Origin of the sequence: Rhodobacter sp. Har01, from assembly GCF_020564565.1 — a bacterium.
Taxonomy (GTDB): domain Bacteria; phylum Pseudomonadota; class Alphaproteobacteria; order Rhodobacterales; family Rhodobacteraceae; genus Pseudogemmobacter.
Genome location: NZ_JAJCTD010000006.1, coordinates 193,040 through 216,392, shown reverse-complemented (window position 1 = coordinate 216,392; position 23,353 = coordinate 193,040). Strand labels below are relative to the sequence as shown.

Genomic DNA, 23,353 nt, shown 5'->3' with positions numbered 1-23,353 from the left:
CGGATGATGGCTACACCAGCCGGTCGCCCGAATCCAGCCGGTCCGCAAGCCACATTGCAAGCAAGTGGCGGGCGATCGCCCCCCGGCGCGGTGCGCGGATGCGCGGGTGCGTTCCGGCGAACACGGTCAGCAGCTCTTCGCGGCCGATCCAAAGCGCCTCTTCGATCTCGGAGGGGTCGGGCGTCAGCGCCTCGGTCTCGGCCTCGGTCCTGGCCCCCAGCATCAGCGACGACGGGAACGGCCAGGGCTGGCTGGCCAGATAGCGCACCGGGCCGCAGCGGAGACCGGTCTCTTCGGCCACCTCGCGGCGCACCGCGGCCTCCAGCGTCTCGCCCGGTTCGACAAAGCCGGCAAGGCAAGAGAACATGCCCGGCGGCCAGCCCGGGCTGCGGCCCAGAAGCGTGCGGTTGCCCAGGGTGACCAGCATGATCACCACAGGATCGGTGCGCGGAAAGTGCTCGGCCCCGCAGGCCGGGCATTGCCGCTGCCAGCCGCCGCGCACCGCCAGGCTGGGGGTGCCGCAGGCGGCACAGAAGCGATGGCTGCGGTGCCATTCCAGAAGCGCCCGGCCAGTGGCGGCGAGTTCCGCCTCGACCGGGTCCAGCGCCGTCATCTGCTGGCGCAGATCGGCATAGGCCAGGCCAGCCGGGGCCTCGGGGTCCGCCAGGTCGCCCACGTCGAAGGACGACCCGGTGGCCGCCGCGCCCGCCTCCAGCGGCCGGGCCGAGACATCGGCGGCAAACATGCCGCGCCCGTCCAGGCGGCCCAGGAACACCGTCTCGGCCGCCGCGGCCAGGATCGGGTGGCCGGCGTCCAGCCAGCCCGCCGCCTCGGCCCCGATCAGCGGCCGGCCGCGCCAGAACGGCAGAACGCGGCCCGCCGCGGCCAGCGCCGCCAGCGCCTCCGGATCGGTCCGCAGTTCCTGCGCCCGGTCCAGCTCTGACCCGATGAAGGCCATCCCGTCGGTGTCGCGCATGATGTCCTGTGTCCCTTCGTCCGCCCGGCACCTGGATCGCATGCCGGTTGCGGCAAGGAAACCCCGCGCAATGCCCGCCCCACGCCCGTCCTTTGCCCGTCCTTTGCCCGCCTTGGCACCAATCCTTGTGTCAGCAAGCGGCGGGGCTGCAACACCGCACCTCGCGCATGACGCGAAAGGTTTGTCGGCCTTGCTACTCTTCCGGGCCGGAACAACTATTCGGCGAGTGAGGTTCCGATAGTGCTGGAGTATCCTGACATTGCCTTCGGAAAGGAATTCTCCGTCCTTGCGCGCAGAATTGCTGCCTGGCCCGGTCGCGTCGAAAGCCGCCGGCAGATGAAACCTCCTCCGCCCTCAGGGCATTTGCGGCTTGCCGCCTCAGCCCAAGGGCCCAGGCCCGGCGCAGGCGCCGCCTCCGACCGCTTCGACAGCGGCGCGGTCCGGGCGGCCAATGCCCGCAGGCTGGATCTGCGCGTGCTGGCGACCAGCGACCTGCATGGGCAGATCCTGTCCTACGACTATTTCGCCAACCGGCCGCTGTTCGGCACCGGGTTGGCGCAGACCGCCGCGTTGATCGCGGCGGCGCGGGCCGAGGCGCCGAATTCGATCCTTCTGGACAACGGCGATTTCCTGCAGGGCTCGGCGCTGACCGAGATGGCGGCAGCGGCGGACCGGCGCCGAGGGCGACCGCACCCCGCGATCACCGCCTTCAACGTCTTGAACTACGATGCCGTCGCCCTGGGCAACCACGAATTCGACTACGGGCTTGACCGCCTGGCCAAGGCCCTGGCCGAGGCGCGGTTCGCGGTGGTCTCGGCCACGGTGCTGCTCAGGCCGGGGCCCGAACCGACCGCCGACCGCACCCTGGTGCCGCCCTACGTGATCCTGACCCGGCACATGCGCGACCGCGACGGCACCGAGGCCGAGGTCAGGATTGGCGTGCTGGGCCTGACGCCGCCCGAGATCCTGGACTGGTCGGGCGACCTTCTGGCCGGGCAGGTCTGGGTCCGGCCGATGGTCGCGGCAGCGCGGGCCTGGGTGCCGCAGATGCGGGCCGAGGGGGCCGACGTGGTGGTCTGTCTGGCCCATGCCGGCATTGCCCGGCCGGGCTTTGCCTCGGCTTCGGACGAGGTCGCCATCGAAATCGCCCAGATCGGCGGCATCGACGCGCTGGTGGCGGGCCACACCCATCTGGTGTTTCCGCCCAACCCGGCGTTGATGGCGATGCCGGGGGCGGACCCGCGGATCGACAGCCTGGCCGGGCGTATCTGCGGCACACCCACCGTGCAGCCGGGACATTCCGGCTCGCACCTGGGGGTGATCGAGCTGGAACTGACCGCCACGGCCACGGGCTGGACGGTGACCGGCGGCAGCGGCCGGACGGTCAGCGCCTCCGAGGTGGTGGCGGGCCTCTCGGCGCCGGCGATCCGGCGGTTTGCCGCGCCGCTGCGGGCGGCCATCGCCTCCGACCATCGTGCCGCGCTGGCCTGGACGCGCCGCCGGCTGGGCCAGACCACGATGCCACTGTCCACCTATTTCGCCACGGTCGCCGATTCCCAGGCGATGCGGCTTTTGGCGGCGGCAAAAGAGGCAGCGGTGCGCCGCGCCCTGCAGGGCCTGCCCGAGGCCGCGCTGCCCGTCATCGCCACCGTCACGCCATTCCGCGGCGGCGGGCGCGGCGGCCCGCTGAACTACACCGACATCCGCCCCGGTGCGCTTTCGGTGCGCCATGTGCACGACCTTTACCCCTTTCCGAACACCCTGCGGGCGGTCCGCACCACCGCGGCCGAACTGCGCAGCCGGCTGGAACGGTCGGCCGGGCTGTTCCTGACCCTGCGGCCGGGCCTGGCAGACCAGCCGCTGATCGACGCCGCCTTCCCGCCCTTCAACTTCGAACTGGCGCCCGCGGTGTCGTTCCGCATCGACCTGTCCCGCCCGCCCGGGCTGGGCGAGAGGATTCGCGACCTTGCCCTGGACGGCCGTCCGCTGGACCGCGACACCCCGCTGGTGCTGGCGACCAACAGCCACCGTCTGGGCGGGCACCGCTGGGCCGGCGTCGAGATTCCCCTGCCGCGGCAGCTGTGCACCCAGGCCATCGCGGCCTATGTGGCCGATCACGCAGAGATCGGGCCGCAGCCCGGGGCGGTCTGGTCTCTGGCACCCTTGCCCGGGGCCAGCGTGATCTTCGACAGCGGCGCCGGCGCGCTGGACCACCTGGCCGAGGTCGCCGATCTGCGGCCCGAACTCCTGGGCCTCACCGACCAGGGATTCCACCGCTTCCGTCTGCACCTGTGATGCGCTAAGCCGCCGTGGCCGCGCTTCCCGCCCTGCGGCCCCCCCCGCCCTGCGACCCCCCCGCCCTGCGATCCCCGCCCTGCGACCCCACGGAGCCCGATGTTCGACGCCTTGCTCTTCGACCTTGACGGCACCCTGGTCGACACCGAAAGCTTGGCCCTGGTGACCGGCATCGCTGCCTTTGCCAGTGCGGGGGTCTCGGTCGACCACGCCTTCATGCACGCCTTGGTGGGCCGCGACGAAACCACCGTCGCCGGCATGATCCGCGACAGCTTTCCCGCTGCCGACCTGGCGGCGATCCGCGCCGGCTGGCGTGCCGGCTTTGACGCCGGGGTCGAAGCCGGGCTGGCGCTCAAGCCCGGGGTGACCCAGCTTCTGGCGGCGACCGAGGGCCTGCCGCGCGCTGTCGTCACCTCGACCGGTCGGCCGGGGGCGCATCGCAAGCTGGCCGTGTCAGGGCTGGCCCGGCATTTCCGCGCCGTTGTCACCTTCGACGACGTGCGCCAGCCGAAACCCGCGCCCGAGCCCTATCTGCTGGCGGCCTCTTTGCTGGGTCTGACGCCCGGCCGATGCCTGGTGTTCGAAGACAGCGAGACCGGGGCCGAAGCCGCCTGGGCGGCGGGCTGCGTGGTGGTGCAGGTGCCCGACGTCGTGCCCTCGGCCGGGCGCTGGGCCCATCACCTGGCCCCCGACCTGCTGACCGGGGCGCAGATGGCCGGCCTGATCGGCCGCTAGCCGCGCAACTCGGCGCTGATCCGCACCGGACCGGCGACGCCCTTCAGCTTGGCGCGGTAGATCACCACGCCTTCGGCCACCCGCATCACATAGGTGCGGGTTTCCGCGAAGGGGATGGTTTCCACCCAGTCCACCACGTCCACCTCAGGGTTCCGCGGGTCGCCGAATTCGCCGATCCAGCGACGCGGGCGGTTCGGCCCGGCGTTGTAGCCGCTGGCGATCAGCGCGACCGAGGGCCCGAAGGCCTCGACCATGTGCGCCAGGTAGGCCGAACCGATGGTCACGTTATAGGCCGGGTCGGTCAGCAGCTTGCCCGGCGCATAGTCGATGCCCAGTTCCCCGGCCACCAGTTTGGCCGTGCCCGGCAGCACCTGCATCAGCCCCCGCGCATCGGCCTTCGACCGCGCGGCCGGGTCGAACTCGCTTTCCCGGCGCGAGATCGCCAGCGCCAGCGCCCGGCTGACCTTCAGCCCGTCGGGCACGAAGTCCGGCACCGGGTAATAGGCGCGCGGCAGGATCAGCCCGCGCTCGGCTGCCGACTTGGCGATCACCAGCGCCACATGCGGCTCGCCCATCTCAAGCGCCATCTCGGCCAGTTGCGCCAGCTCGGTGTCATCCAGGCTTTCGGCCAGATGCAGCAAGAACCGCTTGCCCAAGGTGCGGTCGCCCGCCGCCAGCAAGAGCCGCCCCGCCTCCAGCGCCGAGGCCGATGCGAAAGCCGACGACTGCCAGTCGCCCGCAGCCGGTGCGGCCGCCACAATCGACGCGTCCAGAGGCAGACCCAGCCGTTCCGCGGCCAGCAACCCGTAATAGGCCGTCTGGTGCCGCGCCGCCGCGCGATAGGCCACCTCGGCGTCAGCGTCCTGACCCAGCGCCTCAAGCGCGCGGCCCTGCCAGTAGGCAGCGCGGGCCAGACTGATCGGCGTGGTCACTTCCGCGCCCAGATGGCCGAAATGGCGCAGCGCCGCTTCGCCATCGCCCAGCTTGCGCAGGGCGACGAAGCCCGCCAGGAATTCCAGATCGGCATAGGCCGTGCCCTCGGACAGCCCGTGCCGAGCCGCCACCTTGTAGGCCTCGGCCGCGCGGCCCTGCCGCATCAGCCAGCGCGCCAGCAGCGCCCGGCGTTCGGCCCACATCTCCGGCCGGCCCAGCGCCTCGGGCGGGGTGGCCAGGATCAGTTCGGCCGCCTCGTCGTAGCGGTCCTTGCGCATGCGGAACACAAAGCGCTCGTAGGTCAGCCCGGGATGCGATTTCAGCGCCTCGGGCACTGCGGCAACCAGGGTGTCCACACCCTTGGCCTCGGCCCGCAGCGCCACCCGGGCGCGCGCCAGCTTGCGCCAGTCCTCGGACACCAGTGGCAGCATCCGCTCGACCTGGGCGCCCTGTCCGGCCCAGAGAAGGTTGTCCAGCCGCAACTCGTGCAGCCCCGCCAGAGCCTCTGGCACAAGGCCCAGAAGCGCGTCTTCCTGTTCCGCCGTCAGGTCCAGTTCGGCCCAGGCCCGCATCGCCTCGGTCTCGGCCCGGGACACAGCACCGGTGGCCTTGAGCGACCGCACCAGCGCCACCGCGCCTGCGCCGGTTTCCGGGCTGGCCTCGCCGAAATAGGCCACCACCCGCTCGGGCGTGTCGGACCGGGCCGCCGCCGCCTCGCCCTTTTCGCGCAGCAGCAGCAGGCCAGGCCAGTCCGGGTGGCGGGCCAGGAAGGTCTCGTAGTCTCCCAGCCGGCCTTCGCCCGCGCGCAGCGCCTGCCAGACCACCACGTCGCGACCCAGGCCCGGCGGGGCGACGCGCAGCGCCCCCTCCCAGTCGCCGCTTGCGGCCAGCGCCAGTGCGCTTTGCATCGGCCCCGCCGTTTCGGCCCGGGCGAGGGGGGCAATCAGGACCACGAGCAGGGAAAGAAGGCGAAGGGGCGCACGCATGACCCCGAATCTGCCCCAGCCGATGCGCGGCCACAACCCACGAACCTGTCATCGGCGGCGCTTGGCAAGGCCCGCAACCGGCGATAAGGAAGGCCGGACCGCAACCGGGTCTGTTGCGGACCCGATTTCAGGAGACGCGCCATGCGCCACGACAGGTTACGCGGGTCGATCCCGGCCCTGGTGACGCCCTTCAAGGGCGGCGAAGTGGACATGGAGACGCTGAAGAAACTGGTCGACTGGCAGATCGAGCAGGGCTCGACCGGCCTTGTTCCGGTGGGCACCACCGGCGAAAGCCCCACCCTCAGCCACGAGGAACACGAGGCAGTGGTCGAGGCCGTCGTCCGCTTCGCCGCCGGTCGTGTGCCGGTGATCGCGGGGGCGGGGTCGAACAACACCTCCGAAGGCATCCGCCTGATCCGCCACGCCCAGAAGGTCGGCGCCGATGCGGCCCTGGTGGTGACGCCCTATTACAACAAGCCCACGCAAGGCGGCCTGATCGCGCATTTCACCGCGCTGCATGACTGCTGCGCCCTGCCGATCGTGATCTACAACATCCCCGGCCGCAGCGTCGTGGACATGACGCCCGAGACGATGGGCAAGCTTTCCGCCTTGCCCCGCATCGTTGGTGTCAAGGATGCCACCGGCAAGATCGAGCGGGTGAGCCAGCAGCGCGCCACCTGCGGCGCCGATTTCGTGCAGCTGTCGGGCGAAGACGCCACCGCCCTTGGCTTCAACGCCCATGGCGGAGTCGGCTGCATCAGCGTCACCGCCAATGTCGCGCCGGAGCTTTGCGCCGAATTCCAGGCGGCCACCCTGCGCGGCGACTATGCCACCGCGCTGCAGTATCAGGATCGCCTGATGCCGCTGCACGAGGCGATTTTCATTGAACCCGGCCTTGCGGGGGCCAAATACGGCCTGTCGCTGCTGGGCCGCTGCAGCGAAGACGTCCGTCTGCCGCTGGTCGGCCTGACCGACGGCACCAGGGACCGCATCAAGGCCGCGATGCGCCACGCCGGGCTGATCAACTAAGACGCCATGCGCAGCGCTGTGCCCATCGGCCTGCCCTCAGCCCATGCCGAGGGCAAGGCCGGCGCCCCTCCGTCCCGCCCCCCGGGCGCGGGCTGATCCATGCACCGGGCCGACAACCTGAAAGGTGCGGCCTTCATGACCGCCTCGATGGCGGGCTTCGCGGTCGAGGACGTGTTCATCAAGGCCTCGGCCCAGACCCTGCCGGTGGGGCAGGTGATGGCCGTCATGGGGCTGTCCGGGGTGCTGGTCTTTGCCCTGCTGGCCCTGCGCGCGAGCGAACCCGCCTTCCCCCGCGCCTTCCTGACCCGCCCCCTCCTCATCCGTTCGGGGTTCGAGGTTTCGGGCCGGCTGTTCTATGCCCTTGCCCTGGCGCTGACGCCGCTGTCCACCACCTCGGCCATCCTGCAGGCGACGCCCCTTGTCGTCATCGCCGGGGCCGCGATCCTGTTCCATGAACGTGTCGGCCCGCTGCGATGGGCCGCCGTTCTGGCGGGCCTGTTCGGCGTGCTGATCATCCTGCGGCCCGGGCTGACCGGGTTTTCCGCGCTGTCGCTGCTGGCCGTGGTCGGCATGCTGGGCTTTGCCGGCCGCGACCTGGCCACCCGCGCCGCGCCCTTGCGGCTGTCGAACCGGCAGCTTGGCGTGGCAGGCTTTGCCATGCTGGGGCTGGCTGGCCTGTTGGTGCTGGGCTGGACCGGCGGCGCCCGCCTGCCCGACGCGCGCGAGGCCGCCCTGACCTTCGGCGCCTGTGTCTTCGGCATTGCCGCCTACCACGCGCTGACCGCCGCCATGCGGACCGGAGAGGTCTCGGCCGTCACCCCGTTCCGCTATACCCGGCTGGTCTTTGCACTGGTTCTGGCCGTGGCGCTGTTCGGCGAACGCCCGGACGCGCAGACCCTGCTTGGCGCCGGCCTGGTCGTGGTGGCCGGGCTGGTCGGCCTTGGAGCGCGACGGTAGCCTGGGGAACGATTTCCGAAGTCGGAAATCGTTCACGGAATTCGAAGCCGAATTCCGGTTCCCCGGCCGCACCGCAGGACTGCGGCGAATCAGCGGCGCCCGGCCTGCACGAACCCATAGCAATCCATTGTATTTTATGGATTTAATGGCTAACAAAGGGTAACTCCCCAAAGCCCTTCTGCACGATCCGAAAGCTGGACCGGGGTCAGTTTCCGCCGCATCGCCAATGCCGGAATCGCGCCCTTTTCGCGGCGCGAAAATGGCCAAATCCAAGCGCGTTTTGGGCACATGGCCAGACCGGCCGCCCAAACCCTTAACGCCCGGCCCGACCGGCACCACATCAGGAAAGGACCACGCCATGTTCATGCAGGACATCACCCGCTTCGCCGCTACCCCGGTCACCACCGCGCCCGCCGGCCTGAACCAGGGCCTGATCGACGGCACCCTGGTGGAAAGCGCCGCCGGCTGGCAGCCGGTCCAGACGCTCAAGGTCGGAGACAGCGTCTATACCCTTGACGGCGGCCTGCGCCGCGTGGTCGCCCTGAACCGCCGCGAGGTGTTGCCGGGCGAACCCGTGGTGCAGATCGCCGGCGGCCACCTCGATGCCTCGTCCGACGTGATGCTGATGCCGGGCCAGGGCGTGCTTCTGGACACCGTCGGCCTGATGGCCGCCCCCTATGCCCGCGTTCCGGCCACCACGCTGACCGCCTGCGTCGGCGCCACCGCCACCGCAGCGCCCCGCCGCGCCGAGGTCGTCACCCCGATCTTTGCCGAAGAAGAGGTGGTCTGGGCGCAGTCCGGCCTGCTGCTGCTGTGCCCCGGTGTCCGTGGCGGAGAAACCGACTTCCCCGAACTGCACGCCGCCGCGGCCAAGCTGTTCCTGACCGAACGCACCCGGCGCTTCGCCTGATGGTCAATCGCTGCGGGGACCTGTCCTGGAGCGGCGATCGTGCTCGATCTGAGCCATTCGGACCTGACGCAACGTCTCGATCATCAGCGCTGTCAGCAACCCGATGTGCATGAAGCCGTTCGCCGCCTCCATCCCCGCCAGAACGCGCCATTCCAAAGGCAGGATGACATCGCCAAAACCCAGCGTGGTGAAGCACACCAGCGAGAAGTAGACCGAGGTCTCAAGCGTGGGAAATGCGCCGATCAGGTCATAGGCCAGCGCCCAGACCCAGACCCCGGCGGTGATGATCGCCAGCGCAAACACCGCCGTTCCCGCGATCAGAAGCAGAAGCTTCGGCCGTTGCGGCGGGCGGATGAGCCAGCGGTGCCAGCGCACGAAGATCTCTTCCAGCACGAAGGCCGCGGTTGCCGCAATGGCAATGTTCAGCACCAGCAGCACGCTGCCAAGGGCGATCTGGATCAGCATTCCGTCCCTTCTGGACTCCGGCCCCCCGCACCCCTATCTGGGGCAGATCATGGCCGAAAAGTCCGATCCCAATTCCAAGTTGATCGCCGAGAACCGGCGCGCCCGCTTCGATTACCACATTGAGGAAGACCTGGAAGCGGGCATCATGCTGATGGGCTCCGAGGTGAAAAGCCTGCGGCAGGGCGGCTGCAACATTGGCGAAAGCTACGCCTCGGTGGAAGGTGGCGAGCTGTGGCTGATCAACGGCTACATCGCGCCCTACCTGCCGGCCAAGACCTGGGGTCACGAAGAACGCCGCCGCCGCAAGCTTCTGGTGTCCAAGCGTGAACTGTCGCGACTGTGGAACGCCACCGCGCGCGAGGGCATGACCATCGTGCCCCTCAAGATGTATTTCAACGACCGCGGGATGGTGAAGCTGAAGCTCGGCATCGCCAAGGGCAAGAAGCTGGCCGACAAGCGCGAGACCTCTGCCAAGCGCGACTGGGATCGGCAGAAGGCCAGGCTGCTGAAGCAGAATGGCTAAGTCGTCCCCAAGGCCCCAAGTCCCCGCACCCGTGTGTATTGCCGGAAGGAGAACCTTCTCGCACCCTTCCCCTGCCCGGACCAGACCGGTCGCGGCATGACCGGCGGGCACAATAGGCCGGACAGCGGACCGGCCGACAGGGAAGGGGTGCAGACACGGAACTGATCATCCAGCTCATCGCCGGCGCTCGGGTCGGCAATGCCGCGGGATCAGTGCCCAAGAACCTCAGCCTTGGCACGCTGGGCAATTCGCTGGCTGGCGTTCTGGGTGGCGGCATCGGGGGGCATCTCTTGCCGATGCTGGGCATGGGCGGAGTGGGCGGTGCGATGCTGAGGGCGATCGCCGGCGTCACCCGCAACCTGATGACCAAGGCGTGACGGCCTTCGACCTCTGACATTCCAGGCCCCGGGGCTTGAACCTGGGGCCCGGTCCGTTTCGCCGCGCCCGCAAGCGGGCCGCGAAGGCTTGCGCCCGCAAACGGTGCGGCTATAGGTCAGGCAATCCCATCCCCGCGCGAAAGTCCGCCTCATGCCGATGACCCCCGCCCCGCTGGACGACCCCCGCACGCTGGTCTCGACCGACTGGCTGGCCCGCCACCTGAAAGACCCCGACCTGCGGGTGCTGGACGCCAGTTGGTATCTGCCCGACATGGCCCGCGACGCCAAGGCGGAGTACGACGCCGCCCACATCCCCGGCGCCCGCTTCTTCGACATCGACGAGATCACCGATCAGCGCAGCGAACTGCCGCACATGGCGCCGCCTTCGGAAAAGTTCATGTCGCGGATGCGCGCCATGGGCATCGGCGACGGCCATCAGGTCGTGGTCTATGATGGCGCCGGCCTGTTCAGCGCCGCCCGCGTCTGGTGGACCTTCCGCCTGATGGGCAAGACCGACATCGCCGTGCTCGACGGCGGCTTTCCGAAATGGAAGGCCGAGGGGCATGAGGTCGAAGACCTGCCCCCCATCGTCCGCGACCGCCACATGACCGTTTCCCGCCAGAACCACCTGGTCAAGGACGTCACCCAAGTCGCCCACGCCGCCAAGCTGGGCCTGGCCGAGGTGATCGACGCCCGCGGCCCCGCCCGCTTTGAAGGCTCGGCGCCGGAGCCCCGCCCCGGCCTGCGCGGCGGCCACATTCCGGGGTCAAGGAACCTGCCCTACTCGGACGTGCTGAACCCCGATGGCACCATGAAGCAAGGCGCCGCCCTGCGCGCCGCTTTTGAGACGGCCGGCGTCGACCTTGGCAAACCCGCCATCACCACCTGCGGCTCGGGCGTCACCGCCGCCGTTCTGGCCCTGGCGCTGGACCGGCTGGGCCACCGCAACTGGTCGCTCTATGACGGCTCGTGGTCCGAATGGGGCATGTATGACGATCTGCCGGTCGAGACCGGGCCGGCGCGGAAAGGATAAGCGATGCTCGAAGCCCTGAACCCCCAGCCGCAGGACAAGATCCTGCAACTGATCGCGCTGTTCCGCGACGACCCGCGCCAGGCCAAGATCGACCTCGGCGTCGGCGTCTACAAGGATGCCACCGGCCTCACCCCGGTGATGCGCGCGGTGAAGGCGGCCGAGAAGAAGCTGTGGGAAACCGAGACGACCAAGACCTACACCGCGCTGGCCGGCGAGCCCGCCTATAACGCGGCGATGGTGCAGATGATCCTCGGGAGCGGCTACGCCGACCGCGCGGCCTCGGTCGCCACGCCCGGCGGCACCGGGGCCATCCGGCAGGCGCTGGAACTGATCCGCATGGCATCGCCAGCGGCCAAGGTCTGGATGTCCAACCCGACCTGGCCGAACCATCCGTCCATCGTCAAATACCTCGGCATGCCCAGCGCCGAGTACCGCTACTTCGACTCCGCCTCGGGCGGGGTCGATTTCGCCGGGCTGATGGCCGACCTTGACGGCGTGGCTGCCGGCGATGCTGTCCTCTTGCACGGCTGCTGCCACAACCCCACCGGGGCGAACCTCGACCTTGCGCAATGGGCGCAAGTGCTTGACCTGCTGGCCGCCAGGGGCGCCATCCCCTTCGTCGACCTGGCCTACCAGGGCTTTGGCGACGGACTTGAGGAAGACGCCGCCGCCACCCGCATGGTCGCGGCCAGATTCCCCGAGGTGCTGATCGCCGCCTCCTGCTCGAAGAACTTCGGCGTCTATCGCGAACGCACCGGCATCCTGATCGCGCTCACCTCGCCTGACCGCAAGGCCGTGGTGCAGGGCAACCTGAACTACCTCAACCGGCAGAACTACAGCTTCCCGCCCGACCACGGCGCCCGGCTGGTGACGATGATCCTGGAAGACGCCGCCCTGACCGCCGACTGGAAGGCCGAACTGGAGGACGTCCGCCTCAACATGCTGTCCTTGCGCCAGCAACTGGCAGACGAGCTGCGCCGCGCCACCAACAGCGACCGCTTCGACTTCGTCGCCCGTCACCGCGGCATGTTCAGCCGGCTGGGCCTGACCGAGGCACAGGTGGCCACCCTGCGCGAGGTGCACGGCATCTACATGGTCGGCGACAGCCGCATCAACATCGCCGGCCTGAACGCGAAGACTGTCCCGATCCTCGCCGCCGCCATTGCCCAGGTCCTTGCCTAGCGGCCAGCGGCCCCTTCTGGCCGGCGCGGCGCTTGTCGCCGCGCTGGCCCTGCCTGCCACGGCGCAGGACATGCCCGCCGCCGTTGGCCGGCTGTCCTATCAGGAAACCCCTGCCCCCGGCCGGGCGATCTGCACCGCCACCCTGATCGCCCCCGACCTCGTGCTGACCGCCGGCCATTGCCTGCCGGAAGAGATCCGCGCCGAAGGCGTCTGGTTTGCAGCCGGCCTGTCCGGCGACACCGCCGTGGAAACCCGCCGCGGCGCGCAGATCCTGCGACCCGCGGCCCCGCCCGGCACCGTGCCGCCCGACATCGCCTTCCTGCGGCTTGACCGGCCGGTGACCGAAGCCGCGCCGCTGCCGGTTTCCAGCGCGGCCTTCCCCGACCAGACCCTGCTCTTCGGCTACGACCGCACCGCGCCCTCAGCCCGACCGCAGGCCCGGCCCTGCCCCTATCTGGACGGCGACCGCCTTACCGCCACCGCGCGGGTGGTGCTGGACTGCCGCGCGGTCTCGGGCAATTCCGGTGCGCCGCTGCTGGCCCGGCAGGGCGACGGCTGGGCCATCGCCGGGGTCGCCGTCGCCTCGGGCCCTTTGCAGGGCTATCCGCGCGCGATCACCATCGCCGTGATCCCGCCGCCCCCCTGAACAGCGAAAGGCCCGCATCCGTGGGGATGCGGGCCGTCCGTCTGCGCAGGCGCCGGGAGGAGAGAGAGCGCCCGCGCAAGGTCCGAGAGGCCGGGGCGGGGGAGGACCGCCCGGCCGCCCGGGGATCAGTAGTTGTAGGCGCTTTCGCCGTGCGAGACCTGGTCCAGGCCCTGGCGTTCGTCGTCCGGCGTCGGCCGCAGGCCGAAGATCGCCTTGATCACCAGGAACAGCACCAGCGACACGCCACCCGACCAGACCAGCGTCACGCCGACGGCCTTGGCCTGGGTGATGATCTGGGCGGCCATGTCGTAGGTGCCCGCCACCGCCGGGAAGACGGTGTAGTCATACCAGCCCTGACCGCCAAGCGACGGGTCTGCCACGATGCCGGTGCCGATGGCGCCGACGATGCCGCCGATGCAGTGCACGCCGAACACGTCCAGGCTGTCGTCATAGCCGAACGCCTTCTTCACCTTGCTGACGAACAGATAGCAGATCGGCGAAACGATCAGGCCCAGCATCATCGCCCCCATCGGCGAGGCAAAGCCGGCCGCCGGGGTGATCGCGACCAGACCCGCCACCGCACCGGTGACCGCACCCAGGAGCGACGGACGGCCGTGCGAGGCCTGCTCGACAAAGCTCCACGACAGCGTGGCGGCGGCCGTGGCGACGAAGGTGTTCAGGAAGGCCAGCGCGGCCAGACCATTCGATTCCAGGTTGGACCCGGCGTTGAAGCCGAACCAGCCGATCCACAGCAGCGAGGCGCCGATCATGGTCATGGTCAGGCTGTGCGGCGGCATGGCTTCCTTGTTGAAGCCCAGCCGCTTGCCGACCACGATGCAGCCGACAAGGCCCGCGATCCCGGCGTTGATGTGCACGACCGTGCCACCGGCAAAATCCAGCGCGCCCCAACCCCACAGCATGCCATAGTCGCCCGGCAGGTCAGCCAGGAAGTCCGGGCCCGCCCAGTACCAGACCATGTGCGCCATCGGGAAATAGACCAGCGTCAGCCAGGCCGCCACGAACAGCATCAGCGGCCAGAACTTGATCCGCTCGGCAAAGGCGCCAACGATCAGGGCCGGGGTGATGCAGGCGAATGTCATCTGGAAGATGACGAAGGCATATTCCGGAATGTAGACGTTGTTCGAGAAGGTCGCGGCAAAGGTGCCGGTGCTGACGTTCGCCAGGAAGGCCTTCGACAGCCCGCCGATGAACGGCCCGCCGCTGGTGAAGGCCAGCGAATAGCCGTAGGCGACCCAGAGCAGCGCCGCCAGCGACACGATCATGAACACCTGCATCAGCAGGCTCAGCATGTTCTTCGTCCGCACCAGGCCGCCGTAGAACAGCGCCAGCGCCGGGATCGACATCAGCAGCACCAGCGCCGACGAAATCAGCATCCAGGTGGTGTCGCCCTTGTCCACCATCCCGGCCATGGCCGCGACATCGGGGTTCTTGATCGGCCCGTCCTGCGCCAGCGCAGGCAAGGCGGTCAGCGCTGCAAGCGCCACCCCCGGGCCCAGCAGTTTCATCAATGGTTTCATCGCGTTCATCCCCTTCCCCCGACGCTCACAGCGCATCGTCATCGGTTTCGCCGGTGCGCACCCGCACGGCCTTTTCCACATCAAGGACGAAGATCTTTCCGTCCCCGATCTTCCCCGTCCTTGCGGTCTTGCTGATCGTGTCGACGACCTGATCGGCCAGCGCATCGCTGACCACGATCTCAAGCCGCAGCTTCGGCACGAAGTTCACGGCGTATTCCGCGCCGCGGTAAATCTCGGTGTGGCCCGACTGCGAGCCGAACCCCTTGATCTCGGACACCATCATCCCGCGCACGCCGATCGTGGTCAGCGCCTCGCGCACCTCGTCCAGCTTGAACGGCTTGATTGCAGCCATGATGAGCTTCACGGTCTTCCCCTTTCCTGCATCGGGCCCGGGGAGGCGGGCCCTCGCGTCAGAGAAGGCGGCGTTTCGCAGGTGCAGAACAGGGGAAGGCAGGGCGCTGGCAGGCGCCGCGGGCACGAATGCCCAAAATTTGCGCGCATTTCGCGGCATATGCTCTATTATTGGGCATATAGCCCAGGCGAATCATCCCAAGCCGCTCTTCGCATTGCGGCAAAAGACGGCTATCTTCACGCCCCAAGAACGAAGACGCAAAGAACGCGGGCAGTTTAACGATGGCATCGGGTGGCAGGGGCAAATCGCCCCTCGTGGCGGACAAGAGGTATGCGCGCGCGGCAGCGAATGCGGCGGCGAAGAAACCCGCACCGCAGAAGCGCGCGCCCAAGCCGCGTCGCCCGCGCCGCAAGCATGGCCTGATCCTCGGCTCGATCCTGTTCGTCTGGCGCATGATCTGGGCCGTTCTCTGGCGGCTGACCGCAGTGGCCGTGCTGGTCTACGCCGGCATCGTCTTCTACTTCTATTCGCAGCTTCCCGACCTGTCCGCCCAGCTGGACGGCCGCGCCCGCGGCTCGGTCACCATGCTGGACCGCGACGGCCGCGTCTTCGCCTGGCGCGGCGAAACCTTCGGCGGCCAGGTCACCGCCACCACCGTCTCGCCCTACCTGCACGACGCCGTGGTCGCGACCGAGGACAAGCGGTTCTATTGGCACTTCGGCATTTCGCCCCGCGGCATCGCCAGCGCCGTCCGCATCAATCTGGCCGCAGGCCGGGGGCCGTTCGAAGGCAACGGCGGCTCGACCATCACCCAGCAGGTGGCGAAACTCCTCTGCCTGGGGGTCAGCTACGATTCCACCAAGTGGAAATCGGAAGGCGAATACGAAAAGGACTGCCGGTCGGGTGGCATGTGGCGCAAGATCAAGGAAGTGCCCTACGCCATGGCGATGGAGGTGAAGTATTCCAAGGAAGACATCCTGACGATCTACTTCAACCGCGCCTACCTGGGCGCCGGCGCCCGCGGCTTTGAAGCGGCGGCGCAGCGCTACTTCGGCAAGTCCGCCGCCGACGTGAACGCGGCCGAGGCCGCCATGCTGGCCGGCCTTCTCAAGGCCCCCTCGACCTATTCGCCCACCTCCAGCATGGACCGCGCCCGCAACCGCGCCGCCGTGGTGATCGGCCTGATGGAGGAACAGGGCTACCTGACCCAGGCCGAGGCCGAAGAGGCCCGCGCCAACCCCGCGCAGCTGTCCAAGGCGGCGGCGCAGAAGAACGGCGGCTTCTTCGCCGACTGGGTGATGGAGACCACGCCCGACTACCTGGCCCGCGACACCACCGAAGACGTCATCATGGAGACGACGCTGGACCAGACCATTCAGGCGCAGGCCGAAGAGGCGCTGAAATGGGTGTTCGAGAACAAGGTGAAAGCGGGCTCGAAAGCCCAGGCCGCCATCGTGGTGATGAGCGCGGATGGCGCCGTGCGCGGCATGGTGGGCGGCCGCGACCTGCCGCAGGCGGGCGATTTCAACCGCGCCACGCAGGCATTGCGGCAGACCGGATCGGCGTTCAAGCCCTTCGTCTATGCCGTGGCGATGGACCTGGGCTACAGCCCGCTCGACTATGTCGACGACAGCCCCTACAGCATCTACGTTCCCGGTTCCGGCAACTATGCCCCCAAGAACTATGACAACCAGTTCAAGGGCATGATCACCCTGACCCAGGCCCTGGCCGAAAGCCGCAACATCCCGGCGGTGAAGATCTCCGAGATGGTGGGCCGCGATCTGGTCAAGAAGGTCGCCACCGATTTCGGCGTGGCGCAGAACCTGGCCGACGGGCCGGCGCTGGCGCTGGGGGCGGGCGAATCGACGCTGATCGACATGACCGGCGCCTATGCCGGCATCCTCAACGGCGGCTCGTCGGTCACGCCTTACGGCCTGGTGGCGCTGAAGCTCAAGGACGAGGACGAGGCGCTGTTCGGCCAGGGCGGCGGCATCGGCGAGCGGGTGATCAGCGAGACCGCCGCCCACGCGCTGATCTACATGATGACCCAGGTCATCGAGCAGGGCACCGGCACCCGCGCCAAGCTGGACGGGCGCGAAGCCGCCGGCAAGACCGGCACGACCCAGGCCGCGCGCGACGCCTGGTTCGTCGGCTTCACCGCCGACTACGTGGTGGGGGTCTGGCTGGGCTACGACGACAACACGCCCCTGACCGGCGTCACCGGCGGCGGCCTGCCGGCCGAGATCTGGCACGAAGTGATGGTCCGCATCAGCGAGGGCAGCGAAGCAAAACCCCTGCAATCCGAGATTCCGCCCAGCACCGTCGCCCCACCGCCCGGCGGCACCGCCCCGGCCCCCTACAACCCCGACGATTTCGTCCAGCCCGAAGACGTGCCCTACTTCGACGGCTCGAACCCCAACCAGCCCGGCATGACCGAAGACGACCTCGCCGACCGCATCCTGAACGACGTTCTGGGCACGGACAACTGACGCCGGCCTTTGCGGCCCGCAGGTGGTCAGGTCGCGTTCAGGTCGGCGATCAGGGCGTCGATGTTGCCCTTGCGCTTGTCCAGCATGGCGCCGATCTCGGTGCGCTCGCTGGCCAGCATGTTGACGCCTTCGATGATGATGTTGAAGAACAGGTTCTTGCCCGACTTGTCGCCGACGTGCCAGCGCACCTCGAACGGCGCCTCGCCCTTCAGGTAGGCGGTCGAGATCACCTCATAGTAGCTTTTCAGCGGGCGGGCGTCCTTCACCTCGATCTTGCCGCCGATGAACTCGCGGAAGCGGCGGCCGTATTTGTGGCTGATGTAGTGCTGGAAGGCCTTGGTAAAGGCCTTCATCTGCGCGTTCGACGCCGAACGCGCGGCCACGCCCAGCGCGCTGCGGGCAATGGTCGGCACGTCGGCATAGCGGGCGAACAGCTTTTCGAACGACGGCATCATCTGCGCCTCGGACTTGCCCGAGTTGATCACGCCGTTGATGTCCGCCACCACCTTGTCGATCAGCGCCCGCGCCTCATCCACGCTCAGCGCCGCGGCCGGCAGCGCGCCGAAGGCAGCGGCGGCGGCAAGGCCCGCACCGACAAAGGCGCGACGAGACAGCAGGGGATTACTGGCCATAGGGGTCCTCGTAGGGGTCGATGAAGCTGTCGTCGGTCGCGCCCTCTGCCGCGCCACCGCCGGACTGGCCCAGGGCAAAACGACGGTTTTGCAGGTAGAGAAGCCGCGCCTGCGCATAGCTGTCGGCGCTGTCATATAGGATCGAGTCGACCGTGGCGGAATAGCGGTAGCGATCATTTAGCCGTGACAGCACCCCGGCCGCAGCCGCCGCGATCCGGTCGTCGCCCTCCAGCACGCCGTTCAACGGGTTCAACGCCAGATCCACCACCGAGCCGACGGCATCCCGCGCGGTCGACGGCCCCAGCACCGGCAGTTCCAGATACGGCCCCTCGCCCACGCCCCAGACCGCAAGGGTCTCGCCGAAATCGGTCTTGTGTTCGGGAATGCCCGCCGCGTCGGCAAAGTCGATCACGCCGCCCAGACCGAAGGTCAGGTTGACGGCCAGCCGCACCAGGTTGGTTCCGGCTTCCTCGACATTGCCCTGCAACAGGCCATTGGCAATGTCTCCCGGCAGCGCCAGAACGTCGGCGAGGTTCGACACGCCTTGCCGCAGCGGTTCCGGCACCACTGCGCCATAGGCCTGCGAGGCCGGGCGAACCAGCAGCCGGTCCGAGGTCTTGTTCGAGGCATGCACGGCCCGGTTGAAGGATTCCAGCGGGTCGTGAATGCCTTGCGAAGCAGGTGCCCCGGCGCATCCCGCCAGCAACAGCACCGCAACCAGCCCCGGCCGCATGCAAGAATTCCTCATACCCATCCTGCCTACCAAGGTCAGGCCACCGCCGGGCCTTCGGCCCACCGCCGCCTGGGCCCGTCTGCAAAAGCCATACGGTTTGCGTCGGGGCAAGACAACCGGCTTTCGGCCGGCGCGGCGGGGAACGGCCAGGGCGGCGCCAAGGCCGCTGCAGGGCCGCAGGGGCGGGCCGACCAGCCGATACGGCATCCCGCGCGGGCTGTCCCAGAGCCGCCGTTCGGGATGGCCACCCGCAGCGGGCAGGCCCGGCGCTCCGGCAAGGCGGCCCGGGCGGCCCGGCAGGCGCGCGGGGCAAGGGCCGCGGGCAAACCGGCCCGGATCGGGAACGGCCCTCACGTCCTGAATTCGGCTCTCCAAGTCCCTGATCTTCCATGGCCAGCTGCCCGGGCCATTCTGGGCCACCGCCCTTGCCGGCCCCATCCGGCCCGGCTAGGCTGCCGCAATTGCCCCGACCCACCGGAGACCCCCCATGTCCAGCGTCGAAACCCGGCTGGCAGAGCTTGGCCTGAGCCTGCCGGAAGCCCCCGCCCCCGCCGCCAACTACGTGCCCTTCGTGGCCGTCGGAAATCTTGTCCATGTCTCGGGCCAGATCAGCCAGGACGAGGCCGGCCTGATCAAGGGCAAGCTGGGCGCCGATCTGACCGTGGACCAGGGCGCCCAGGCGGCGCGCCGCTGCGCGCTGTCGATCCTCGCCCAGGTCAAGCGTGCCTGCGACGGCGATCTCGCGCGCGTCGTCCGGGCGGTGAAACTGGTGGGCTTCGTCAACTCGACCGCCGACTTCACCGACCAGCCCAAGGTGGTCAACGGCGCCTCCGACCTCCTCGTCGCGGTCCTGGGCGATGCCGGCCGCCACGCCCGCTCGGCCGTCTCGGCCGCCTCGCTGCCGCTGGGCGTGGCCGTCGAGATCGAGGCGATCTTCGAGATCCGCTAGAGATGGCCCGCGTGCCCCTGCCGGAGGTCTTCCTCAGGGCCCCCCTCGCCCACCGCGCCCTGCATGACCGCGCGCTGGGCAGGGTCGAGAATTCCCCCGCCGCAATCCAGGCCGCGCTCGACGCTGGCTACGGCATCGAGATCGACCTGCAGCTCAGCGCCGATGGCGTGCCGATGGTGTTCCACGACGAAACCCTCGACCGCCTGACCCACGAGACCGGCCCGGTCGCCGCTCGCAGCGCCGCCGACCTCGTTCGCATCCGGCTGAAGGACAGCAGCGACACCATCCCCACCCTCGCCGAAACCCTGGCCCTTGTCGCCGGCCGCGTCCCCCTGCTGATCGAACTCAAGGACCAGTCCCTGGTGATGGGCCCCACCGACGGCCGTCTGGAATCCGCCACCGCCAAGGCCCTGGAACACTACCCCGGCCCGGTCGCCGTGATGTCCTTCAACCCCGCCTGCATGTCCCACATGGCCCGGCTCGCCCCGCAGATCCCCCGCGGCCTGACCACCGCCGCCTACGACCCCGAAAGCTGGCACCCGCTGCCCGAAGCCATCTGCGCCCGCCTCCGCGCCATCCCCGATTATGACCCCACCCTCTCCAGCTTCATCAGCCACGAGGCCGCCGACCTGGCCCGCCCGCGCGTCGCCGACCTGAAATCCCGGGGCGCCGCCATCCTGTGCTGGACCATCCGCTCGCCCGATCAGGAAGCCCAGGCCCGCCAGATCGCCCAGAACGTCACCTTCGAAGGCTACCTCCCGCCGCTTCCGACTTGACGCCCGGCAAGACCCCCCCACCTTCCTCTCTGCGGAAATATCCTGCGGGGGGTCCGGGGGGCGCACAGCCCCCCGGGGTCTGCCGCCAGAAAGGCGCCATGGCCGAGATCACCCTGCACGACAGCCTGACCGAGATCGACGCCGCCACCTGGGACGCCCTCGCCGCGCCCGAGCAGGCCGACGGCGGCCGCCCGGTCGATCCTTTCACCACCCACCGCTTCCTGGCCGCGCTCGATCGCTCCGGCTCCACCGGCCGCGGCACCGGCTGGCAGCCCAAGCCGCTGATCCTGCGAGACGGCGCCACCCCCCTCGCCGCCCTGCCGCTTTACGCGAAAACCCACAGCCAGGGCGAATACATCTTCGACCAGGGCTGGGCCGAGGCCTTTGAACGCGCCGGCGGCCGCTACTACCCGAAACTCCAGGTTGCCGTGCCCTTCACCCCCGCCACCGGCCGCCGCTTCCTCGGGCCGCCCCGGCACCGCGAAGCCCTTGCCCGCGCGGCCATCGGCCTGACCCGCGGCAACGGCCTGTCGTCGCTGCACGTCACCTTCTGCACCCCTGACGAGGCGCAGGCCCTGACCGGCCTCGACGGCCTGCTGCCCCGCGTCACCCAGCAGTTCCACTGGGAAAACCGCGGCTATGCGAGCTTCGACGATTTCCTGGCAGACCTCTCCAGCCGCAAGCGCAAGATGATCCGCCGCGAACGCGACACCGCCCGCGCCGCCGGCCTGACCATCCGCGCCCTGACCGGCGACCAGATCGAGCCGCAGCACTGGGCCGCCTTCTGGGCCTTCTACCAGGACACCGGCCGCCGCAAATGGGGCCGCCCCTACCTGACCCGCGCCGCCTTCGACGCCTTCCACGACACCATGCGCAATGACATCCTGCTGGTGCTGGCCTTCCGCGCCGACCGCCCCGTCGCCGGCGCGCTGAACTTCATCGGCCGCGATGCCCTTTTCGGCCGCTACTGGGGCTGCCTGGAAGACCACCCCGGCCTGCACTTCGAACTGTGCTATTACCAGGCCATCGACTGGGCCATCGCCCAGCGCCTGTCGCGGGTCGAGGCTGGCGCGCAAGGCGAACACAAACTCGCCCGCGGCTACCTGCCGGTCGAATGCCATTCCCTGCACTGGATCGCCGACCCCGGCTTTCGCGACGCCGTCGCCCGCTACCTGGCCGCCGAACGTGCCGCCGTGGGCGAGGAAATCGAGGTTCTCACCGCCTATGGCCCCTTCCGCAAAGCCACAACGCAGGACTAAGCTTTCCGTCACCCCAGAGGGAGACCCCCGATGCTGACCTTCTACACCAACCCGATGTCGCGCGGCCGCATGGTGCGCTGGATGCTCGAGGAAATCGGCGAACCCTATGAAACGGTCGTCCTTGACTACGGCCCGCCGATGAAATCGCCCGACTACCTGGCGCTGAACCCGATGGGCAAGGTGCCGACGCTGGTGCATGATGGTGCCGTGGTGACCGAGGTGCCGGCGATCTGCACCTACCTGGCCCAGGCCTTCCCCGCCAAAGGCCTGATGGCGAAAGACATCGCCACCTTCTACCGCTGGATGTTCTTCGGCGCCGGCCCGCTGGAACAGGCCGTCGTCAACACCTCCTTCGGCTGGCAAGCGAAAACCCCGCAAGAGGCCGGCCGCACCGGCTATGGCAGCCTTGAGGCCGTCACCGCCGCCCTGACCGGGCACCTGGAAAAGCACGACTACATCGCCGATGGCCGCTTCACCGCGGCGGATGTCTACCTTGGCAGCCAGGTCGGCTGGGGCATGATGTTCAAGACCATCCCGGCCAACGACACACTTGCCGCCTACTGGGCGCGGCTGCAGCCTCGCCCCGCCCGCATTGCCGCCGCCGCCCGCGACGACGCCCTGATGCCGCCGAGGACATGATGGCCACCCCCCCGCTTCCCCCCGAAGACCGCGCAGCCCTGCTGGCCCCCTTGGGTGAAACCGGCTGGGCCGCCGTGCCGGGCCGCGACGCCATCCGCAAGATCCTGAAATTCCGCAGCTTCTCGCAGGCCTGGGGCTTCATGTCCCGCGCCGCCCTTGCGGCCGAGAAGCTGAACCACCACCCCGACTGGACCAACCGCTACAATCTGGTCGACATCACGCTGACCACCCATGATGCGCACGGCCTGACCCAGGCCGACATCGACCTCGCCCAGGCGCTCGACCGCCTCGCCGCCGATGCCGAGGTGCAGCGCGACCACGGTGAGCCCGTCAGTTCCCTGTGCGAGACCCGCGCCCACCGCAAGGCCTGACCCGCGGCTTGCTTTTCCCGAAATACGCTCCGGGGGTACGGGGGTGGAAAACCCCCGCTCCGCCGCCACCGTTCAAATCGCCGCCAGCAGACTCTCCCCGCCCGAGATCTCGCAGACCCCCGGGCTTTCCTCCAGGTGCAGCACCTTTACCACCCCGTCCTCGGCATAAAGCGCATAGCGCTTGGACCGCGCCAGCAGCCCCACCGCGGGCGCATCGAAATCCAGCCCGATGGCCTTGGTGAACGACCCGTCCGCATCGCCCAGCATCACGATTCCGGCCGCTGTGGCCCCGGTCGCCTCGCCCCAGGCCTTCATCACGAAGGGATCATTGACCGAGACGCAGATCACCTCATCCACCCCCTTGGCATCGAACTTGCCCTTGGTGCGGATGAAACTCGGCACATGCGCCGTGGTGCAGGTACCGGTATAGGCCCCCGGCAGTCCGAAGATCGCCACCTTGCGCCCGGCCAGCTTCGGCCCCAGTGCCACCGCCTCCGGCCCGTTCGCCCCCATCGCCAGCAGCGTCGCCTCCGGCAGCTTCGACCCAACCGAAATCGTCATTCTCGCC

General features: G+C 69.1%; 24 protein-coding genes. 16 read left to right on the top strand and 8 right to left on the bottom strand.

Annotation, left to right across the window (positions count from 1 at the left end; genetic code table 11):
- Nucleotides 1–10: 10 nt before the first annotated feature.
- A complete protein-coding gene (gene nudC / locus LHP98_RS15635) occupies nt 11–976 on the bottom strand; it encodes an NAD(+) diphosphatase (protein WP_227253476.1) in 966 nt (321 codons plus the stop codon).
- Between the two features lie 474 nt (nt 977–1,450).
- Between nudC and LHP98_RS15630 the strand changes: the two genes are divergently transcribed.
- Both LHP98_RS15630 and LHP98_RS15625 read left to right on the top strand, forming a co-directional pair.
- The gene (locus LHP98_RS15630; protein ID WP_319638957.1) at nt 1,451–3,271 is read left to right on the top strand and encodes a metallophosphoesterase; all 1,821 of its coding nucleotides are present in this window, start codon (nt 1,451–1,453) and stop codon (nt 3,269–3,271) included.
- Between the two features lie 99 nt (nt 3,272–3,370).
- Complete coding sequence (locus LHP98_RS15625) at nt 3,371–4,006, top strand: HAD family hydrolase (protein WP_227253474.1); 636 nt, start codon at nt 3,371–3,373, stop codon at nt 4,004–4,006.
- Here LHP98_RS15625 and LHP98_RS19515 read toward each other — a convergent pair.
- On the bottom strand, nt 4,003–5,925 hold the full coding sequence (locus LHP98_RS19515) for a lytic transglycosylase domain-containing protein (protein WP_264473805.1): 1,923 nt from the start codon (nt 5,923–5,925) through the stop codon (nt 4,003–4,005). The genes LHP98_RS15625 and LHP98_RS19515 overlap by 4 nt on opposite strands.
- 141 nt (nt 5,926–6,066) lie before the next feature.
- Between LHP98_RS19515 and dapA the strand changes: the two genes are divergently transcribed.
- The 3 genes from dapA (at nt 6,067) to LHP98_RS15600 (ending at nt 8,821) form a co-directional block, all read left to right on the top strand.
- The gene (dapA, locus tag LHP98_RS15610; protein WP_227253473.1) at nt 6,067–6,954 is read left to right on the top strand and encodes a 4-hydroxy-tetrahydrodipicolinate synthase; all 888 of its coding nucleotides are present in this window, start codon (nt 6,067–6,069) and stop codon (nt 6,952–6,954) included.
- A 99-nt stretch (nt 6,955–7,053) separates the two neighbouring features.
- Nucleotides 7,054–7,911, top strand: coding sequence for a DMT family transporter (locus tag LHP98_RS15605; RefSeq protein ID WP_227253472.1), 858 nt, complete (start codon nt 7,054–7,056; stop codon nt 7,909–7,911).
- Between the two features lie 358 nt (nt 7,912–8,269).
- Nucleotides 8,270–8,821 carry a Hint domain-containing protein gene (locus LHP98_RS15600; RefSeq protein ID WP_227253471.1) on the top strand — a complete coding sequence of 184 codons (552 nt, stop codon included), beginning with the start codon at nt 8,270–8,272 and terminating at the stop codon, nt 8,819–8,821.
- Nucleotides 8,822–8,824: 3 nt separating this feature from the next.
- On the opposite strand, the gene LHP98_RS15595 is transcribed toward LHP98_RS15600, so the two are convergent.
- Complete coding sequence (locus LHP98_RS15595) at nt 8,825–9,286, bottom strand: ion channel (RefSeq protein ID WP_227253470.1); 462 nt, start codon at nt 9,284–9,286, stop codon at nt 8,825–8,827.
- Nucleotides 9,287–9,335: 49 nt separating this feature from the next.
- Here LHP98_RS15595 and smpB point away from each other — a divergent pair, with 49 nt between their 5' ends.
- From smpB to LHP98_RS15570, 5 genes are all read left to right on the top strand, one after another.
- Nucleotides 9,336–9,809, top strand: coding sequence for an SsrA-binding protein SmpB (gene smpB / locus LHP98_RS15590; protein WP_227253469.1), 474 nt, complete (start codon nt 9,336–9,338; stop codon nt 9,807–9,809).
- Nucleotides 9,810–10,021: 212 nt separating this feature from the next.
- The gene (locus LHP98_RS15585; RefSeq protein WP_227253468.1) at nt 10,022–10,186 is read left to right on the top strand and encodes a hypothetical protein; all 165 of its coding nucleotides are present in this window, start codon (nt 10,022–10,024) and stop codon (nt 10,184–10,186) included.
- Nucleotides 10,187–10,337: 151 nt separating this feature from the next.
- Entirely contained in the window at nt 10,338–11,219 is an 882-nt protein-coding gene (sseA, locus tag LHP98_RS15580; protein WP_227253467.1) for a 3-mercaptopyruvate sulfurtransferase, read from the top strand.
- Nucleotides 11,220–11,222: 3 nt separating this feature from the next.
- Nucleotides 11,223–12,401, top strand: coding sequence for an aromatic amino acid transaminase (locus tag LHP98_RS15575; RefSeq protein ID WP_227253466.1), 1,179 nt, complete (start codon nt 11,223–11,225; stop codon nt 12,399–12,401).
- A 70-nt stretch (nt 12,402–12,471) separates the two neighbouring features.
- Nucleotides 12,472–13,047 carry a trypsin-like serine peptidase gene (locus LHP98_RS15570; RefSeq protein WP_227253465.1) on the top strand — a complete coding sequence of 192 codons (576 nt, stop codon included), beginning with the start codon at nt 12,472–12,474 and terminating at the stop codon, nt 13,045–13,047.
- Between the two features lie 125 nt (nt 13,048–13,172).
- Here LHP98_RS15570 and LHP98_RS15565 read toward each other — a convergent pair whose 3' ends face one another.
- Together LHP98_RS15565 and LHP98_RS15560 are read right to left on the bottom strand one after the other, a co-directional pair.
- Entirely contained in the window at nt 13,173–14,585 is a 1,413-nt protein-coding gene (locus tag LHP98_RS15565) for an ammonium transporter (protein WP_227253464.1), read from the bottom strand.
- Nucleotides 14,586–14,610: 25 nt separating this feature from the next.
- Nucleotides 14,611–14,949: a P-II family nitrogen regulator gene (locus LHP98_RS15560; RefSeq protein ID WP_227253463.1), complete on the bottom strand. Its 339-nt coding sequence runs from the start codon at nt 14,947–14,949 to the stop codon at nt 14,611–14,613.
- 269 nt (nt 14,950–15,218) lie between these two features.
- Between LHP98_RS15560 and LHP98_RS15555 the strand changes: the two genes are divergently transcribed.
- Nucleotides 15,219–17,426 (top strand): transglycosylase domain-containing protein, encoded by a 2,208-nt coding sequence (locus tag LHP98_RS15555; protein WP_227253462.1) that lies wholly within the window; start codon nt 15,219–15,221, stop codon nt 17,424–17,426.
- 26 nt (nt 17,427–17,452) lie between these two features.
- Here the strand turns inward: LHP98_RS15555 and LHP98_RS15550 are convergent, their stop codons facing one another.
- Together LHP98_RS15550 and LHP98_RS15545 are read right to left on the bottom strand one after the other, a co-directional pair.
- Nucleotides 17,453–18,058: a phospholipid-binding protein MlaC gene (locus LHP98_RS15550; protein ID WP_227253461.1), complete on the bottom strand. Its 606-nt coding sequence runs from the start codon at nt 18,056–18,058 to the stop codon at nt 17,453–17,455.
- Nucleotides 18,048–18,791, bottom strand: a complete 744-nt coding sequence (locus LHP98_RS15545; RefSeq protein ID WP_227253460.1) for a VacJ family lipoprotein — start codon at nt 18,789–18,791, stop codon at nt 18,048–18,050. Before LHP98_RS15545 ends, LHP98_RS15550 begins: the two co-directional genes overlap by 11 nt.
- Before the next feature lie 487 nt (nt 18,792–19,278).
- On the opposite strand from LHP98_RS15545, the gene LHP98_RS15540 reads away from it, so the two are divergent.
- From LHP98_RS15540 to LHP98_RS15520, 5 genes are all read left to right on the top strand, one after another.
- Nucleotides 19,279–19,740 (top strand): RidA family protein, encoded by a 462-nt coding sequence (locus LHP98_RS15540; protein WP_227253459.1) that lies wholly within the window; start codon nt 19,279–19,281, stop codon nt 19,738–19,740.
- Nucleotides 19,741–19,742: 2 nt separating this feature from the next.
- Entirely contained in the window at nt 19,743–20,516 is a 774-nt protein-coding gene (locus tag LHP98_RS15535) for a glycerophosphodiester phosphodiesterase family protein (protein ID WP_227253458.1), read from the top strand.
- A gap of 98 nt (nt 20,517–20,614) precedes the next feature.
- Nucleotides 20,615–21,775 carry a GNAT family N-acetyltransferase gene (locus LHP98_RS15530; RefSeq protein ID WP_227253457.1) on the top strand — a complete coding sequence of 387 codons (1,161 nt, stop codon included), beginning with the start codon at nt 20,615–20,617 and terminating at the stop codon, nt 21,773–21,775.
- A 30-nt stretch (nt 21,776–21,805) separates the two neighbouring features.
- Nucleotides 21,806–22,414 (top strand): glutathione S-transferase family protein, encoded by a 609-nt coding sequence (locus LHP98_RS15525; RefSeq protein WP_227253456.1) that lies wholly within the window; start codon nt 21,806–21,808, stop codon nt 22,412–22,414.
- On the top strand, nt 22,411–22,785 hold the full coding sequence (locus LHP98_RS15520) for a 4a-hydroxytetrahydrobiopterin dehydratase (RefSeq protein ID WP_319638956.1): 375 nt from the start codon (nt 22,411–22,413) through the stop codon (nt 22,783–22,785). Before LHP98_RS15525 ends, LHP98_RS15520 begins: the two co-directional genes overlap by 4 nt.
- 72 nt (nt 22,786–22,857) lie before the next feature.
- Here LHP98_RS15520 and LHP98_RS15515 read toward each other — a convergent pair whose 3' ends face one another.
- Nucleotides 22,858–23,346 carry a peroxiredoxin gene (locus LHP98_RS15515; protein ID WP_227253455.1) on the bottom strand — a complete coding sequence of 163 codons (489 nt, stop codon included), beginning with the start codon at nt 23,344–23,346 and terminating at the stop codon, nt 22,858–22,860.
- Nucleotides 23,347–23,353 lie beyond the last annotated feature (7 nt).